At 61.9% G+C, this 15,320-nt stretch carries 14 protein-coding genes and 3 tRNA genes; 14 read left to right on the top strand and 3 right to left on the bottom strand.

Translation table 11 applies throughout. The annotated features are described in order from the left end of the window. The first annotated feature begins 41 nt into the window (after positions 1 to 41). The 5 genes from purF to ONG87_RS14910 all read left to right on the top strand — a co-directional run bounded on the left by purF (position 42) and on the right by ONG87_RS14910 (position 3,382). Positions 42 to 1,547, top strand: a complete 1,506-nt coding sequence (purF, locus tag ONG87_RS14930) for an amidophosphoribosyltransferase (protein WP_122476407.1) — start codon at positions 42 to 44, stop codon at positions 1,545 to 1,547. Between the two features lie 14 nt (positions 1,548 to 1,561). Further along, positions 1,562 to 2,773 (top strand): O-succinylhomoserine sulfhydrylase, encoded by a 1,212-nt coding sequence (locus ONG87_RS14925; protein WP_264381546.1) that lies wholly within the window; start codon positions 1,562 to 1,564, stop codon positions 2,771 to 2,773. A gap of 218 nt (positions 2,774 to 2,991) precedes the next feature. Further along, positions 2,992 to 3,067, top strand: a tRNA-Val gene (locus tag ONG87_RS14920). Between the two features lie 68 nt (positions 3,068 to 3,135). After that, positions 3,136 to 3,212: transfer RNA gene (locus tag ONG87_RS14915), tRNA-Asp, on the top strand. Between the two features lie 93 nt (positions 3,213 to 3,305). Then, a tRNA-Asp gene (locus ONG87_RS14910) sits at positions 3,306 to 3,382 on the top strand. An 88-nt stretch (positions 3,383 to 3,470) separates the two neighbouring features. Here the strand turns inward: ONG87_RS14910 and ONG87_RS14905 are convergent. Beyond that, positions 3,471 to 3,932 carry a hypothetical protein gene (locus tag ONG87_RS14905; protein ID WP_264381545.1) on the bottom strand — a complete coding sequence of 154 codons (462 nt, stop codon included), beginning with the start codon at positions 3,930 to 3,932 and terminating at the stop codon, positions 3,471 to 3,473. Between the two features lie 319 nt (positions 3,933 to 4,251). Here ONG87_RS14905 and ONG87_RS14900 point away from each other — a divergent pair, with 319 nt between their 5' ends. The 4 genes from ONG87_RS14900 to arfB all read left to right on the top strand — a co-directional run bounded on the left by ONG87_RS14900 (position 4,252) and on the right by arfB (position 7,751). Next, positions 4,252 to 4,446 carry a DUF1289 domain-containing protein gene (locus ONG87_RS14900; RefSeq protein ID WP_122476402.1) on the top strand — a complete coding sequence of 65 codons (195 nt, stop codon included), beginning with the start codon at positions 4,252 to 4,254 and terminating at the stop codon, positions 4,444 to 4,446. Positions 4,447 to 4,558: 112 nt separating this feature from the next. Then, a complete protein-coding gene (rluB, locus tag ONG87_RS14895; protein ID WP_122476400.1) occupies positions 4,559 to 5,788 on the top strand; it encodes a 23S rRNA pseudouridine(2605) synthase RluB in 1,230 nt (409 codons plus the stop codon). 163 nt (positions 5,789 to 5,951) lie between these two features. Continuing rightward, positions 5,952 to 7,325 carry an amino acid permease gene (locus tag ONG87_RS14890; RefSeq protein ID WP_264381544.1) on the top strand — a complete coding sequence of 458 codons (1,374 nt, stop codon included), beginning with the start codon at positions 5,952 to 5,954 and terminating at the stop codon, positions 7,323 to 7,325. Between the two features lie 12 nt (positions 7,326 to 7,337). Continuing rightward, on the top strand, positions 7,338 to 7,751 hold the full coding sequence (gene arfB / locus ONG87_RS14885) for an alternative ribosome rescue aminoacyl-tRNA hydrolase ArfB (RefSeq protein ID WP_122476397.1): 414 nt from the start codon (positions 7,338 to 7,340) through the stop codon (positions 7,749 to 7,751). Between the two features lie 11 nt (positions 7,752 to 7,762). Here arfB and ONG87_RS14880 read toward each other — a convergent pair whose 3' ends face one another. Further along, positions 7,763 to 8,965: an MFS transporter gene (locus ONG87_RS14880; protein ID WP_192052934.1), complete on the bottom strand. Its 1,203-nt coding sequence runs from the start codon at positions 8,963 to 8,965 to the stop codon at positions 7,763 to 7,765. Positions 8,966 to 9,188: 223 nt separating this feature from the next. Beyond that, positions 9,189 to 9,449, bottom strand: coding sequence for a DUF2790 domain-containing protein (locus ONG87_RS14875; protein WP_122476393.1), 261 nt, complete (start codon positions 9,447 to 9,449; stop codon positions 9,189 to 9,191). A 339-nt stretch (positions 9,450 to 9,788) separates the two neighbouring features. Between ONG87_RS14875 and acs the strand changes: the two genes are divergently transcribed. The 5 genes from acs to ONG87_RS14850 all read left to right on the top strand — a co-directional run bounded on the left by acs (position 9,789) and on the right by ONG87_RS14850 (position 15,272). Further along, the gene (acs, locus tag ONG87_RS14870) at positions 9,789 to 11,750 is read left to right on the top strand and encodes an acetate--CoA ligase (RefSeq protein WP_122476391.1); all 1,962 of its coding nucleotides are present in this window, start codon (positions 9,789 to 9,791) and stop codon (positions 11,748 to 11,750) included. Positions 11,751 to 12,187: 437 nt separating this feature from the next. Continuing rightward, entirely contained in the window at positions 12,188 to 12,964 is a 777-nt protein-coding gene (locus ONG87_RS14865; RefSeq protein WP_185794327.1) for an ABC transporter substrate-binding protein, read from the top strand. An 86-nt stretch (positions 12,965 to 13,050) separates the two neighbouring features. Further along, on the top strand, positions 13,051 to 13,740 hold the full coding sequence (locus ONG87_RS14860; RefSeq protein WP_122476387.1) for an ABC transporter permease: 690 nt from the start codon (positions 13,051 to 13,053) through the stop codon (positions 13,738 to 13,740). Then, positions 13,737 to 14,435, top strand: coding sequence for an ABC transporter permease (locus ONG87_RS14855; RefSeq protein WP_122476385.1), 699 nt, complete (start codon positions 13,737 to 13,739; stop codon positions 14,433 to 14,435). Before ONG87_RS14860 ends, ONG87_RS14855 begins: the two co-directional genes overlap by 4 nt. A gap of 72 nt (positions 14,436 to 14,507) precedes the next feature. Beyond that, positions 14,508 to 15,272 carry an ABC transporter ATP-binding protein gene (locus tag ONG87_RS14850; RefSeq protein ID WP_185794328.1) on the top strand — a complete coding sequence of 255 codons (765 nt, stop codon included), beginning with the start codon at positions 14,508 to 14,510 and terminating at the stop codon, positions 15,270 to 15,272. The last annotated feature ends 48 nt before the right edge of the window (positions 15,273 to 15,320 follow it).

The raw sequence follows: 15,320 nt of genomic DNA, 5'->3' as shown, positions 1-15,320 counted from the left end.
GTGGTGCTCAGTTCAGATTCATTAAGTAGGGGTTGCGTCGCATGTGTGGCATCGTCGGTATCGTCGGTAAGTCGAACGTCAATCAAGCGCTGTATGACGCGCTAACGGTCCTCCAACACCGCGGCCAGGATGCTGCCGGTATCGTTACCAGTAGCGATGGCAAGTTGTTCCTGCGCAAGGACAACGGGCTGGTACGGGACGTTTTCCAGCAGCGCCATATGCAGCGGCTGGTCGGGCACATGGGCATTGGCCATGTGCGCTATCCCACGGCGGGCAGCTCGACCTCGGCCGAGGCCCAGCCGTTCTACGTCAACTCGCCCTATGGCATCACTCTGGCGCACAACGGCAACCTGACCAACGTCGAGCAGCTGGCCAAGGAAATCTACGAATCGGACCTGCGTCACGTCAACACCAGCTCGGACTCCGAGGTGCTGCTCAACGTGTTCGCCCACGAACTGGCCGTGCGCGGCAAGCTGCAGCCTACCGAGGAAGACGTGTTCGCCGCCGTCACCGATGTGCACAAGCGCTGCACCGGTGGCTACGCGGTGGTGGCGATGATCACCGGCTACGGCATCGTCGGTTTCCGTGACCCGCACGCGATCCGTCCGATCGTGTTCGGCCAGCGCCACACCGACGAAGGCGTGGAATACATGATCGCCTCCGAAAGCGTGTCCCTGGACGTACTCGGCTTCACCCTGATCCGCGACCTGGCGCCGGGCGAGGCGGTGTACATCACCGAAGACGGCAAACTGCACACTCGCCAGTGCGCACCCAACCCCCAGTACGCACCGTGCATCTTCGAGCACGTGTACCTGGCCCGCCCTGACTCGATCATCGACGGTATCTCGGTCTACAAGGCACGCCTGCGCATGGGCGAGAAGCTGGCCGACAAGATTTTGCGCGAACGCCCCGAACACGACATCGACGTGGTCATCCCGATTCCGGACACCAGCCGCACCGCGGCCCTGGAGCTGGCCAACCACCTGGGCGTGAAGTTTCGCGAAGGCTTCGTCAAGAATCGCTACATCGGTCGTACCTTCATCATGCCCGGCCAGGCCGCGCGCAAGAAATCGGTACGTCAGAAGCTCAATGCCATCGAGCTGGAGTTCCGCGGCAAGAACGTGATGCTGGTGGACGATTCGATCGTGCGCGGCACGACGTGCAAGCAGATCATCCAGATGGCCCGCGAAGCCGGCGCCAAGAACGTCTATTTCTGCTCGGCTGCTCCAGCCGTGCGCTACCCGAACGTCTACGGCATCGACATGCCGAGTGCGCATGAGTTGATCGCGCACAACCGCAGCACCCAGGAAGTGGCCGATCTGATCGGTGCCGACTGGCTGATCTACCAGGACCTGCCCGACCTGATCGACGCGGTCGGTGGTGGCAAGGTCAAGATCGAGAACTTCGACTGCGCGGTGTTCGACGGCAAGTACGTCACTGGCGATATCGACGCGTTCTATCTGAACAAGATCGAGCAGGCGCGCAACGACTCCAACAAGAGCAAGTCGCATGCGGTCAGCGCGATCATAGACCTCTACAACAACTGAATGGGAGCAACGGCATGACACAGGAATGGGATGCCGGGCGACTGGATAGCGATCTCGAAGGGGTGTCGTTCGACACCCTGGCGGTTCGCGCCGGCCAGCACCGCACGCCGGAAGGCGAACACAGTGATCCGCTGTTCTTCACTTCCAGCTATGTTTTCCGTACTGCGGCCGATGCCGCGGCGCGTTTTGCCGGCGAAGTGCCGGGCAATGTCTACTCGCGCTACACCAACCCCACCGTGCGCTCCTTCGAAGAGCGCCTGGCCGCCCTGGAAGGCGCCGAACAGGCGGTCGGCTTCGCCACGGGCATGGCGGCGATCACTGCCGTGGTCATGAGCCTGTGCAGCGCGGGCGACCACGTGCTGGTGTCGCAGAGCGTGTTCGGCTCGACCATCAGCTTGTTCGAGAAGTACTTCAAGCGTTTCGGCATCGAAGTGGACTACGTGCCGTTGGCCGACGTCAGCGGCTGGGAACGGGCCATCAAGGCCAATACCAGGCTGCTCTTCGTCGAGTCGCCGTCCAACCCGCTGGCCGAGTTGGTCGACATCACGGCCTTGAGCGCCGTGGCCCAGGCCAAGGGCGCCATGCTGGTGGTCGACAACTGCTTCAGCACGCCGGCGCTGCAGCAGCCGCTGGCGCTGGGTGCCGACATCGTCGTGCACTCGGCGACCAAGTTCATCGACGGTCAGGGCCGTTGCATGGGCGGCGCCGTGTGCGGTCGCAGCAAGGAAATGAACGAGGTGCTGGGTTACCTGCGCACCGCTGGCTCTACCCTGAGCCCGTTCAACGCCTGGATCTTCCTCAAGGGCCTGGAAACCCTGAACCTGCGCATGCGCGCCCATTGCGCCAGCGCGCAGGTGCTGGCGCAATGGCTGGAGGCACAGGCGGGGATCGAGAAGGTGCATTACTCGGGCCTGCCGAGCCATCCCCAGCATGAACTGGCCAAGCGTCAGACCAAAGGCTTCGGCGCCGTGGTCAGTTTCGAGGTCAAGGGAGGCAAGGAGGGCGCCTGGCGCTTCATCGATGCAACCCGCCTGATCTCGATCACCGCCAACCTGGGTGACAGCAAGACCACCATTACCCACCCGGCCACCACGTCGCACGGGCGCCTGTCGCCCGCCGAACGCGAAGCGGCAGGGATTCGCGACAGCTTGATCCGGGTGGCGGTAGGCCTGGAAGACGTTGGCGACCTGCAGGCCGATCTGGCGCGCGGGCTGGCTGCGTTGTAAGGGCTGAAGGCCTCTTCGCGGGCAGAGGGCTCGCCGCCCGCCTCGCTCCCACACAAACCCAGTTCATCTGAGGATCCTGTGGGAGCGGGCTCTGCCCGCGAAGAGGCCCGCAAGGTTTCACAAGCTCTGACATTTAACACCTTTTTCAAAAAAACTTCATACAGGGTATTGACTTAGGTTCGGTACCTGCGTAAATTTCGCGGCCTCAGCGAAGCAAAGGGTGATTAGCTCAGCCGGGAGAGCATCTGCCTTACAAGCAGAGGGTCGGCGGTTCGATCCCGTCATCACCCACCATTTCGTTGAAATGCAGCTGAGAACGCAACGAAGAGCAACACGTGCTGAAACAAGAGAGCACACACTGCGCAGCGGTAGTTCAGTCGGTTAGAATACCGGCCTGTCACGCCGGGGGTCGCGGGTTCGAGTCCCGTCCGCTGCGCCATTTTATACACTGACTCGGTTCGCCGGTTCAGCGATCGAGAACCTCGAAGTTCTGGGTCAAAAGGTTTCAAACGGACGCAAGTCCGAGCGATACGCAGCGGTAGTTCAGTCGGTTAGAATACCGGCCTGTCACGCCGGGGGTCGCGGGTTCGAGTCCCGTCCGCTGCGCCATATAAAGCTTCGAGGCCCTTGAACTCCTTGAGGCAAACAAAGAAAGCGACCTTCGGGTCGCTTTTTTTGTGTCTGGATTTTTCGAGACTCAGTCCTCCTGCACGTTGGAAGCCAGGCTTAGTTGGAAACCGTCCTCCCCGGCTTGACCTGCATTGACGAGCCTTGCCTGATAGATGCTGTCTGGCGCGTACGCTTTCAGCTCGACAGTGTCGTAATCGAACAAGTGCATCTCGTGTCCCCCGTGACGCAACCCGGCGTATGCCGATCCTTGAGCGCCAATGGTGTGGAAGCCTGGGGAAGTGGGTGTGTTTATCATGAACTCCCAGTGACTGCCGCGATCAGGAACATAGTTCGCTGAAAACGTCACACCTCGGGCGGTTTCGAAAATCTGTGCATCTTTGAATACGACCTGTCTGTTTGGAAACTCGCTGGCGTATCGGGCAGGGATATGACTGAACTCCACTGTCAGGTCCGCGACGCTGCCTACGCTGTTCTTCTGATGTCGTTTGACGGTCGAAAAATCAAACGGCTTCAAGTCTTTGGCGTTCATGCTGCACCTCGTATTCAATGAATAAGTTGTTTTAATCATTACCGGTGTTGCAAGCGCAGGGCGCGACCCCCGGTTAAAAAAAGTTAAGCACATGCTGAGAACTTCGACAGGCAGAAGAATGAATATGATTTTTCATTTTTAACGTGTGTGAATCATTATTTAGTTCAGCGTTTCCTCGGTGGCGCTTGTCAGTTTTCAAGGGGTTTCAACAAGTGCCGCCGGATAGGCTCGAGCCTGTTGCGCTCAAAGAAAATGGCGCATTCGGCGCTGGCCGTTGTCAGAGCGTTATCCCTTCAGTCGCGCACCGGTGCCCCGTCCCATGAGCAGCAAGAACCCCTGTATCAGCGTCTGCAAGTTCACTGACGAGACGTGTATTGCCTGTGGCCGCACCAAGCCTGAGTGCAAGGCCTGGAAGAAGATGGACAAGGACGAGCGTCGCGACGTGAACGCACAGGCGGTGCAGCGCCTGAAAGACATGAAAGGCACCGCCAAGCGGAAAAAGAAGAAAGCCTGAAAAAATCGGCTAGCCTTTGATGCGCAGGCGCCGTGTTGCGCGTATCATTCGCGGCCCTCCGGCGCGCCTGCGCCGAGCAGCATTCAATTCGACCCACCGGGAGGTGCTTACGATGAAAGATCTCGATCAGCAAGACGGCAGCCAGGAAATCGGCCCTGCCGGCGAAAAACTGCAGAAAGTATTGGCCCGTATCGGCGTGGGTTCGCGCCGAGACGTCGAGGCGTGGATCAGCGAAGGCCGAATCAAGGTCAACGCCAAGGTCGCGACCCTCGGCCAGCGCGTCGATCTGCACGACGCCATTACCGTCGATGGCAAGGTGATCAAGCGCGAAGAAGCTTCGGAAACCGTGCGCCGCGTGATCATCTACAACAAGCCCGACGGCGAAATCTGCACCCGCGACGACCCCGAAGGCCGCCCGACCGTATTCGACCGCCTGCCGCGCCCGCGCGAAGGCCGCTGGATCAACGTCGGCCGCCTGGACATCAACACCACCGGGCTGCTGATGTTCACCACCGACGGCGAGTTGGCCAACCGCCTGATGCATCCCTCGTTCGAAATGGACCGTGAGTACGCGGTGCGCGTACGCGGCGAAGTCGACGACGACATGCTGCTGCGCCTCAAGAACGGCGTCATCCTGGAAGACGGGCCCGCTCGCTTCACCGATATCCAGCAGGCACCGGGTGGCGAAGGCTTCAACCACTGGTACCACTGCGTGGTGATGGAAGGCCGCAACCGCGAAGTGCGTCGCCTGTGGGAATCCCAGGGGTTGGTGGTCAGCCGCCTGAAGCGCGTGCGCTTCGGTCCGGTATTCCTCAACTCCGACCTGCCGATGGGTCGTTGGCGTGAGCTGACCCAGGGTGAAGTCGATACCCTGAGCGCCGAAGTCGGCCTGACCGCCGTGGCCATGCCGTCGATGACCACCAAGACCAAGGACAAGCTGGAGCGCATGCAGCGCAAATCCTCGCGCCCGATGGGCCGCGGCGAGCGCGTGCGCACCTTGCGCCCTGCCCAGGACGGCGCGCCGTCCACCGACCAACGCCCGGCTCGCCAGCCGCGCGGCGATTCGGCGCCGTCCGGCGAGCAGCGTCCAGCCCGTCAGCCCCGCGGTGATTCGGCGCCGGCTGCGCGCAAGGACAGCGGTCGTGGCAGTGCTGTGGCCGAGCGTCCGGCGGACATGAACAAGCGTCCAGCCAGGCCTGCCGGCAAGCCGGGTGCCAAGCCCGCTGCAAAGCGCCCGGGCATCAAGCTGGTGGACGACGCGCCGTCGGGCAACCGTCGTGGCCCGGCCGCTGGCACCGGTCAGCGTCCCGGCTTCGGCCGTCGCAAGCCCAAGCCTGAGTAAGGACAACTGATGTCCACGTGCGCCAACCTTCCAGGGTTGGCGTTTTTTTGTGGGGTGTCGGTGGGGGCCTCTTCGCGGGCAGAGACCCGCTCCCACAAGGTTTGCCTGCGGCGGACCATTGCACTCTTGATACCTCGAACGTCGAAGAAGTGACTTCTCCCTGATGACTGAACCAAACCAGCTCAAGCGTGGGCTGAAGAATCGCCACATCCAACTGATCGCTCTGGGCGGTGCCATCGGTACCGGGCTGTTCCTGGGTTCGGCAGGCGTGCTCAAGTCCGCCGGCCCGTCGATGATCCTGGGCTATGCCATCTGCGGCTTCATTGCCTTCCTGATCATGCGTCAGCTGGGCGAGATGATCGTCGAGGAACCGGTTGCCGGCTCTTTCAGTCACTTCGCCCACAGCTACTGGGGCCGGTTTCCCGGTTTTCTATCCGGCTGGAACTGCTGGGTGCTGTACATCCTGGTAGGCATGTCCGAACTGACCGCCGTCGGCAAGTACGTGCACTACTGGTGGCCGGAAATACCCACCTGGGTCTCCGCCGCAGTGTTCTTCCTGATGATCAATGCCATCAACCTGACCAACGTCAAGGTGTTCGGCGAAACCGAGTTCTGGTTCGCCATCATCAAGGTCGCGGCGATCGTCGGCATGATTGCCCTGGGCAGCTATCTGCTGGTCAGCGGTGACGGCGGCCCTCAGGCCAGTGTCAGCAACCTCTGGGCCCACGGTGGTTTCTTTCCCAACGGTGTAGGCGGGTTGGTCATGGCCTTGGCGATCATCATGTTCTCCTTCGGTGGCCTGGAAATGCTCGGCTTTACGGCAGCCGAGGCCGACAGCCCGAAGACGGTGATTCCCAAGGCCATCAATCAGGTGATCTACCGCATTCTGATCTTCTACATCGGCGCGCTGGTGGTGCTGTTGTCGCTGACCCCGTGGGACGGTCTGCTGGCCAGCCTGAATGCCTCGGGCGATGCCTACAGCGGCAGCCCGTTCGTGCAGGTGTTCTCGATGCTGGGCAGCGACACGGCCGCCCACGTGCTCAACTTCGTGGTACTGACCGCAGCCTTGTCGGTGTACAACAGCGGCACCTATTGCAACAGCCGCATGCTGCTGGGCATGGCCGAGCAGGGCGACGCGCCGCGTGCACTGGCCAAGGTGGATGGCCGTGGCGTGCCGGTTCGGGCGCTGCTGGTGTCGGCGGCGATCACGCTGGTGGCCGTGGCATTGAACTACTTCGTGCCGCAGCAGGCGCTCGAGCTGTTGATGTCGTTGGTGGTGGCGACCCTGGTGATCAACTGGGCGATGATCAGCTACTCGCACCTCAAGTTTCGCCAGCACTTGCAGCGCCAGGGCCAGGTGCCGCTGTTCAAGGCGTTGTGGTATCCGTACGGCAACCACCTGTGCCTGGCGTTCGTGGCGTTCATCCTGATCATCATGCTGATGATTCCCGGCATCCGCGTGTCGGTGTATGCCATTCCTCTGTGGATCGGCGGGATGTACCTGTGTTATCGCCTCAAGTCGAACCCCTCGTCCTGACCGGAGCGCTGCATGCTGGAAATCTCCAACGCCGTCCATCTGCCCGACGCTGAAATCGAACTCAGCGCCATCCGCGCGCAAGGCGCGGGTGGGCAGAACGTCAACAAGGTTTCCAGCGCGGTGCACCTGCGCTTCGACATCGGCGCTTCGTCGCTGCCGCCGTTCTACAAGGAGCGCCTGTTGGCGCTGCGCGACAGCCGGATCACCGGCGATGGCGTGATCGTCATCAAGGCGCAGCAGTTTCGCACCCAGGAGCAAAACCGCGCCGACGCCCTGCAGCGCCTGCGCGAGCTGATTCTGCTGGCCACCAAGGTGGAGAAGAAGCGCCGGCCGACCAAGCCCACGCTGGGCTCCAAGACTCGTCGCCTGGAAGGCAAGACCAAGCGCGGGGCGATCAAGGCCGGGCGTGGCAGGATCGATTTCTAGATCATGCCGTTCTAGACCAGCTTGTCTTGCGCTGGTGGCAGGCTTGCCGCTCGCCGGTATAGATAGAAGGTCAGGCCCAGGCCGGCGCACGCAGCCACGGCGGCAAACAGGAAGATCGCGCTGAAGCCGTAGCCTGCGGCGATGGCGCCTGCCACCGGCCCGGTGATGCCCAGCGACATGTCGATGAACAGCGAGTAGGCCCCCACGGCCGCACCGCGGCTGGACGCCGGCACCAGATTGACCGCTTCGACGCCGAGCGCTGGAAATACCAGGGAAAATCCGAATCCGGTCAACGCCGCGCCAGCCATCGCCAGCTCCTGGCTGGGCGCAAGCCACAGCAGCAACAAGCCCAGGGTTTCCACGCTGAGGCATACGATCGCCACCCGAAAACCGCCGATGCGGTTGATCAGGTTGCCGAACAGCAGCCGGGCGAGGATAAAGCTGGCACCGAACAGGCTCAGGCACAGTGCCGCGTTGTCCCAGGCATTGCTGGCGTAGTAAAGGGTGATGAAGGTGGCGATGGTGCCGAAGCCGATACCGCCCAGGGCCAGCCCGGTGCCATGGGGCAGCACGCGGCCCAGCACGTGCAGGAACGGTAGTCGCTCGCCCGCCACCACCGGTGCGGGAAGCTTGTTCCAGGCCAGGGCGATGCCCACGCCAGCCAGCACGATGATGCTCGCACCCATGCTCCACAGGCCCAGATGCTTGACCATCAGCACGCCCAGCGGCGCACCGATGGCCAGGGCGCCGTAGCTGGCAATGCCGTTCCAGGAGATGACCTTGGCGGTGTTGGCTGCGCCGACGCGGCCAATCCCCCAGCCAATGGACCCCGAGCCCACCAGGCTCTCCGCCGACCCCAGCAGTATCCGACCCGCCAGCAGGCTGGTCAGGCTCAGCGCCGGCCAGCTTTGCAACCAGCCGGCCAGCAGCATGAACAGCCCGCTGATGCCGCAGCCGACCAGGCCGTAGATGACTGCTTTCTTGCTGCCCAGGTTGTCGATGATCTTGCTCGCCTGCGGGCGGCTGAGCAGGGTGGCCAGGTATTGCACGCTGATCACCAACCCGGCAATGACCGCGCCGTAGCCCAGGTCGCTGTGGACGAAGCCTGGCAATACCGCCAGCGGGATGCCGATGCTCAGGTAGCCGATGAAGGTGAACAGGACGATGGAGACGACTTGCAGCGTGACCGTCATGGGGCGCTGGGAGTGAGGCATAGGTAGATCCGTCGCGGAAGCAGGTGATGGGCGCAGGTGCGGGCAGGCTGGCTGGGTGTCCGGCGCACACGAGAAATGAAGACAGGCTTACGTGACGCTCATGATAGAGGCACGAGGCACAAAAAGAGAGACGGCGATGGGTGGCGCTTCATGCAGATGCTGCTGGCGGGGTTGCTCTGGTGCAGGCCAGCAGCGGGGCCGCAGCCCCGACGCTGGGAGGTGTTCAGCTGTTCGAACAGCCGTTGCCCATGACCTGATATTCCATGATGTGCCGCTTGCCCTGCGAATCTTCGTAGGTCAGGCGTGCCGGGACCACGGCGCAGACGTTGGGAATCGCTGAAGTCGAGATGACGTGAGCAATATCGGGGTGCTGCGAATACTCATAAGGTTCCACCGTGGTTTTTTCGGTGGCAGCGGTGGTGGTTTCATCGGCCAGGGCCATGCCGCTCGCGCCAATCAGCGCCAGAATCAAAAAAGCTTTCATGTCGATTTTCCTGTTTTGCAGTCGTCAGGGTGCACGCAGCCCTTGTGAGGTCACGTGTGAAACTTGAGAGTGGGAAAGTTGCGATCGACAGGCCTTCGTGGGGGGATGCAGTCTTCGTCGATCGCGGTGCCGTTGCTGGCGAAATCGATTCTAGGCGTGCACGGTGGAGGTAAACAGAGCCGGTTCGGATAAACAGTTTTATTCGAATCTGCACTAATCCCGCGGGTCTGGGCGTGCATCGGTGCAAGCAGCGGTACTACCATCGTCGAATGGCTGCACGGGCCAGATACCCTTAAAACAGGTGTATAAAACAACAACTACTCAACCGAGGTATGAAAGATGAGTGCGGCTTCCCTGTATCCCGTTCGTCCAGAGGTGGCGGCGTCCACGCTGACCGATGAGGCGACCTACAAGGCCATGTACCAGCAGTCCGTGGTCAACCCGGACGGTTTCTGGCGCGAACAGGCGCAGCGCCTCGATTGGATAAAGCCCTTCACCAAGGTCAAGCAGACCTCGTTCGACGATCACCATGTCGACATCAAATGGTTCGCCGACGGCACCCTCAACGTCTCCTACAACTGCCTGGACCGCCACCTGGCCGAACGCGGCGATCAGGTCGCGATTATCTGGGAAGGCGACGACCCTTCCGAAAGCCGTCACATCACCTACCGCGAGCTGCACGCCGAGGTGTGCAAGTTCGCCAACGCCCTGCGCGGCCAGGATGTGCACCGCGGCGACGTGGTGACCCTGTACATGCCGATGATTCCCGAGGCGGTGGTGGCGATGCTCGCCTGTACCCGCATCGGCGCGGTGCATTCGGTGGTGTTCGGTGGCTTCTCGCCCGAGGCGCTGGCGGGGCGCATCATCGACTGCCAGTCCAAGGTGGTGATCACCGCCGACGAAGGCCTGCGGGGCGGCAGGAAAACGGCGCTCAAGGCCAACGTCGACCGCGCCCTGACCAACCCCGAAACCAGCAGCGTGCAGAAGGTCATCGTGTGCAAGCGCACCGGTGGCGAGATCGAGTGGAACCGTCATCGCGACATCTGGTACCACTCGCTGCTGGAGGTGGCGTCGAGCACCTGCGCGCCGAAGGAAATGGGCGCCGAGGAAGCGCTGTTCATCCTCTATACCTCCGGCTCGACCGGCAAGCCCAAGGGCGTGCTGCACACCACCGGCGGTTACCTGGTGTACGCCGCGCTGACCCATGAGCGAGTGTTCGACTACAAGCCGGGCGATGTCTACTGGTGCACGGCGGACGTCGGCTGGATCACTGGCCACAGCTACATCGTCTATGGTCCGCTGGCCAACGGTGCCACCACCTTGCTGTTCGAAGGCGTGCCCAACTACCCGGACATTACCCGCGTCTCGAAGATCATCGACAAGCACAAGGTCAATATCCTCTACACCGCGCCCACCGCTATCCGCGCGATGATGGCCGAGGGCACCAAGGCAGTCGAGGGCGCCGATGGCTCGAGCCTGCGCTTGCTGGGTTCGGTGGGCGAACCGATCAACCCCGAGGCCTGGAACTGGTACTACAACACGGTCGGCAAGCAGAACTGCCCGATCGTCGACACCTGGTGGCAGACCGAAACCGGCGGCATCCTGATCAGCCCGCTGCCGGGTGCGATCGGCCTCAAGCCCGGTTCGGCGACCAAACCGTTCTTCGGCGTGGTGCCGGCGCTGGTGGACAACCTGGGCAACCTGATCGACGGCGCTGCCGAGGGCAACCTGGTGATTCTCGATTCGTGGCCGGGCCAGTCGCGTACCCTCTACGGCGACCATGATCGTTTCGTCGATACCTATTTCAAGACCTTTCGCGGCATGTACTTCACCGGCGACGGCGCGCGTCGCGACGAAGATGGCTACTACTGGATCACCGGCCGAGTCGATGACGTGCTCAACGTTTCCGGGCACCGCATGGGCACGGCCGAGATCGAAAGCGCGATGGTGGCCCATCCCAAGGTGGCCGAGGCCGCTGTGGTGGGCGTTCCCCATGAGCTGAAAGGGCAGGGCATCTATGTCTATGTCACGCTCAATGGTGGCGAGCAGACCAGCGAGGAACTGCGCCTGGAGCTCAAGAACTGGGTGCGCAAGGAGATCGGCCCCATCGCCTCGCCGGATGTGATCCAGTGGGCGCCGGGGCTGCCCAAGACGCGCTCGGGCAAGATCATGCGGCGCATCCTGCGCAAGATCGCCACGGCCGAGTACGACTCGCTGGGTGACATCTCTACCTTGGCCGATCCGGGGGTGGTGCAACAGCTGATCGACACCCACAAGGAAATGCATCGCGCTTCGGCCTGAGTTGACGCGACCTCGGGGGCCTCTGCCCGCGAAGGGGCCCGCAAGGCTGTTCAGGCAGCGCTGGCGTTACTGCGGTAACGCCATTGCCGCGCCGGGTGCCACCCAAGGCCCCATCGCCTGTCACATGCAACATCTCCCACAACCCCAAGCTTGCCGTCTGCCAAGGCTTTGCCAATAATGGGCGCGCTAATTGCTTGATGGACAGGTTGCGCGTCTTTTTGCTCAGCCACAATCGGCATGGGCTGTCAATCCCTTGGTCTGGGTGTCTCGGTGCTTCTGTAACTACTTGTCGCATTGAAGAAATATCGACTGGCACAGTGCCGTTAAAATGCGCTCACTCGCCGGACCTCATGGCGTCGCCCGTTCAGCCTCATTTTTCGCATTCTGGGCCTGCGCTCACTTTGCCCATACTGCCCATTTTCGCTGGAGCTCACCCAATGAAGAAACTTGCACTGTTTGGCGCATTGGCACTGTCCGTGCTGTCGGCGACCTCGTTCGCCGATGAAAAGCCGCTGAAGATCGGTATCGAAGCCGCTTACCCACCGTTCGCGTCCAAGGCGCCGGATGGCAGCATCGTCGGTTTCGACTACGACATCGGCAACGCGCTGTGCGCTGAGATGAAGGTCAAGTGCACCTGGGTCGAGCAGGAATTCGACGGTCTCATTCCCGCCCTCAAGGTCCGCAAGATCGACGCCATTCTGTCGTCGATGTCGATTACCGACGACCGCAAGAAGTCCGTTGATTTCACCAACAAGTACTACGCCACTCCGGCGCGTCTGGTCATGAAGTCCGGCACCCAGGTGAGCGACTCCATGGCCGAGCTCAAAGGCAAGAAGATCGGCGTGCAGCGCGGCACCATCCATGACCGGTATGCCACCGAGGTGCTCAAGCCGCTGGGCGTCGAAGTGATGCCGTACGGCTCGCAGAACGAGATCTACCTGGACGTGGCCGCCGGTCGACTGGACGGCACGCTGGCCGATGCCACCCTGTTGCAGGACGGTTTCCTCAACACCGACGCCGGCAAGGGCTACGCATTCGTCGGCCCGTCGGTCAACGACCCGAAATACTTCGGTGACGGCATCGGTATCGCCGTGCGCAAGGGCGACAAGGCCAACGTGGATCGCATCAACGCGGCCATCGAAGGCATTCGCGCCAACGGCGAGTACAAGAAGATCCAGGACAAGTACTTCGATTTCGACATCTACGGCAAATAAGCCGGCAGGCGTCACCTGACTGATGGTGCAAACGGCGGGAAACCGCGGTCTGCACCATTTTTCATTCTTCGGGCGAGGATCTCTACATGTTGAAAGGCTACGGGGCCGTCATTCTCGATGGCGCTTGGCTGACGCTGCAGCTCGCCTTGTCGTCCATGGCACTGGCCATCGTGCTGGGTCTGTTCGGCGTGGCCCTGCGCCTGTCGCCGGTCCGCTGGCTGGCCTGGCTGGGTGACCTGTACGCCACGGTGATTCGTGGCATACCCGATCTGGTGTTGATCCTGCTGATCTTCTACGGGGGCCAGGACATCCTCAATCGCGTGGCGCCGTTGGTGGGTTACGACGACTACATCGACCTCAATCCGCTGCTGGCCGGTATCTTCACCCTGGGTTTCATCTTCGGTGCCTACCTGTCGGAAACCTTTCGCGGGGCCTTCATGGCCATTCCCAAGGGCCAGGCCGAAGCCGGCATGGCCTATGGCATGAGCAGCCTGCAGGTGTTCTTCCGGGTGCTGGTGCCGCAGATGATTCGCCTGGCGATTCCCGGCGTCACCAATAACTGGCTGGTGTTGACCAAGGCTACGGCATTGATTTCGGTGGTCGGCCTGCAGGACATGATGTTCAAGGCCAAGCAGGCGGCGGATGCCACCCGCGAACCGTTCACCTTCTTCCTCGCGGTGGCGGCGATGTACCTGGTCATCACCAGTGTCTCGCTGCTGTTGCTGCGCGCCATCGAAAAACGCTACTCGGTGGGCATCAAGGCGGCTGAGCTATGATCTTCGATTACAACGTCGTCTGGGACAGCCTGCCGCTGTACATGAGCGGTATGCTGGAAACCTTGAAGCTGCTGGCGATTTCGCTGTTCTTCGGTCTGCTGGTGGCGCTGCCGCTGGGTTTGATGCGGGTGTCCCGGCAGCCGCTGGTCAACGGCATCGCGTGGCTCTACACCTACGTGATCCGTGGCACGCCCATGCTGGTGCAGCTGTTTCTGATCTATTACGGTCTGGCCCAGTTCGAGGCCGTGCGCAACAGCGTGCTCTGGCCCTGGTTGTCGAGCGCCACGTTCTGCGCCTGCCTGGCCTTCGCCATCAATACCAGTGCCTACACCGCCGAAATCATCGCCGGCAGCCTGCGGGCCACGCCACCGGGCGAGATCGAAGCGGCCAAGGCCATGGGCATGTCCAGGGCCGGGATGTACCGGCGTATCCTGCTGCCCTCGGCACTGCGCCGAGCGCTGCCGCAGTACAGCAACGAAGTGATCATGATGCTGCAGACCACCAGCCTGGCTTCGATCGTGACCCTGATCGACATCACCGGCGCAGCGCGTACGGTGAACGCCCAGTATTACCTGCCGTTCGAAGCCTACATCACGGCGGGTGTGTGCTACCTGTGCCTGACGTTCATTCTGGTGCGCCTGTTCAAGCTGGCCGAGCGCCGCTGGCTGGCCTACCTGGCACCGCGCAGGCACTGAGCGCGTGCAGCAAAAAACCTTTTCGCCACGGGCCGCTGGCCCGTGACTGACCGATTTGCGAGACCCCCGATCATGTACAAACTCCAAGTTCAGGACCTGCACAAGCGCTATGGCTCGCACGAGGTGCTCAAGGGTGTCTCGCTGGCGGCGAAGGCGGGCGATGTGATCAGCATCATCGGCTCCAGCGGATCGGGCAAGAGCACGTTCCTGCGTTGCATCAACCTGCTCGAACAGCCCCACGCGGGCAAGATCCTGCTCAACGACGAAGAACTCAAACTGGTTGCCGGCAAGGATGGGGCGCTCAGGGCAGCCGACCCCAAGCAGCTGCAACGCTTGCGTTCGCGCCTGTCGATGGTGTTCCAGCATTTCAACCTGTGGTCGCACATGACCGCGCTGGAAAACGTCATCGAAGCGCCCGTGCATGTGTTGGGCGTATCGAAAAAGCAAGCGCTGGAAAAAGCCGAGTATTATCTGGCCAAGGTAGGGGTTTCGCACCGCAAGGATGCCTATCCGGGGCACATGTCCGGTGGCGAGCAGCAGCGTGTCGCCATTGCCCGTGCATTGGCGGTGGAACCCGAGGTGATGTTGTTCGACGAACCGACTTCGGCGCTCGACCCGGAACTGGTGGGTGACGTGCTCAAGGTGATGCAGGCCCTGGCTCAGGAAGGGCGGACCATGGTCGTCGTGACCCACGAGATGGGTTTCGCCCGTGAGGTGTCGAACCAACTGGTGTTTCTGCACAAGGGCCTGGTCGAAGAAACCGGCGACCCGCGCGAGGTGCTGGCCAATCCGCGTTCCGAGCGGTTGCAGCAGTTCTTGTCCGGCAGCCTCAAGTGATCGCCGCTTGAAACATCTGCCGGGTGTTTTCCTGCGAGCAGGTCGAGC

Origin of the sequence: Pseudomonas sp. MM227, assembly GCF_947090715.1 — a bacterium.
Taxonomy (GTDB): domain Bacteria; phylum Pseudomonadota; class Gammaproteobacteria; order Pseudomonadales; family Pseudomonadaceae; genus Aquipseudomonas; species Aquipseudomonas baltica.
This window is presented reverse-complemented; position numbering and strand designations above follow the sequence as displayed.

What these genes read in the sequence shown, in the direction of transcription:
- purF (WP_122476407.1), top strand. Translation starts at nt 42, where the DNA reads ATGTGTGGCATCGTCGGTATCGTCGGTAAGTCGAACGTCAATCAAGCG.
- ONG87_RS14925 (WP_264381546.1), top strand. Translation starts at nt 1,562, where the DNA reads ATGACACAGGAATGGGATGCCGGGCGACTGGATAGCGATCTCGAAGGG.
- ONG87_RS14905 (WP_264381545.1), bottom strand. Translation starts at nt 3,932, where the DNA reads ATGAACGCCAAAGACTTGAAGCCGTTTGATTTTTCGACCGTCAAACGA.
- ONG87_RS14900 (WP_122476402.1), top strand. Translation starts at nt 4,252, where the DNA reads ATGAGCAGCAAGAACCCCTGTATCAGCGTCTGCAAGTTCACTGACGAG.
- rluB (WP_122476400.1), top strand. Translation starts at nt 4,559, where the DNA reads ATGAAAGATCTCGATCAGCAAGACGGCAGCCAGGAAATCGGCCCTGCC.
- ONG87_RS14890 (WP_264381544.1), top strand. Translation starts at nt 5,952, where the DNA reads ATGACTGAACCAAACCAGCTCAAGCGTGGGCTGAAGAATCGCCACATC.
- arfB (WP_122476397.1), top strand. Translation starts at nt 7,338, where the DNA reads ATGCTGGAAATCTCCAACGCCGTCCATCTGCCCGACGCTGAAATCGAA.
- ONG87_RS14880 (WP_192052934.1), bottom strand. Translation starts at nt 8,965, where the DNA reads ATGCCTCACTCCCAGCGCCCCATGACGGTCACGCTGCAAGTCGTCTCC.
- ONG87_RS14875 (WP_122476393.1), bottom strand. Translation starts at nt 9,449, where the DNA reads ATGAAAGCTTTTTTGATTCTGGCGCTGATTGGCGCGAGCGGCATGGCC.
- acs (WP_122476391.1), top strand. Translation starts at nt 9,789, where the DNA reads ATGAGTGCGGCTTCCCTGTATCCCGTTCGTCCAGAGGTGGCGGCGTCC.
- ONG87_RS14865 (WP_185794327.1), top strand. Translation starts at nt 12,188, where the DNA reads ATGAAGAAACTTGCACTGTTTGGCGCATTGGCACTGTCCGTGCTGTCG.
- ONG87_RS14860 (WP_122476387.1), top strand. Translation starts at nt 13,051, where the DNA reads ATGTTGAAAGGCTACGGGGCCGTCATTCTCGATGGCGCTTGGCTGACG.
- ONG87_RS14855 (WP_122476385.1), top strand. Translation starts at nt 13,737, where the DNA reads ATGATCTTCGATTACAACGTCGTCTGGGACAGCCTGCCGCTGTACATG.
- ONG87_RS14850 (WP_185794328.1), top strand. Translation starts at nt 14,508, where the DNA reads ATGTACAAACTCCAAGTTCAGGACCTGCACAAGCGCTATGGCTCGCAC.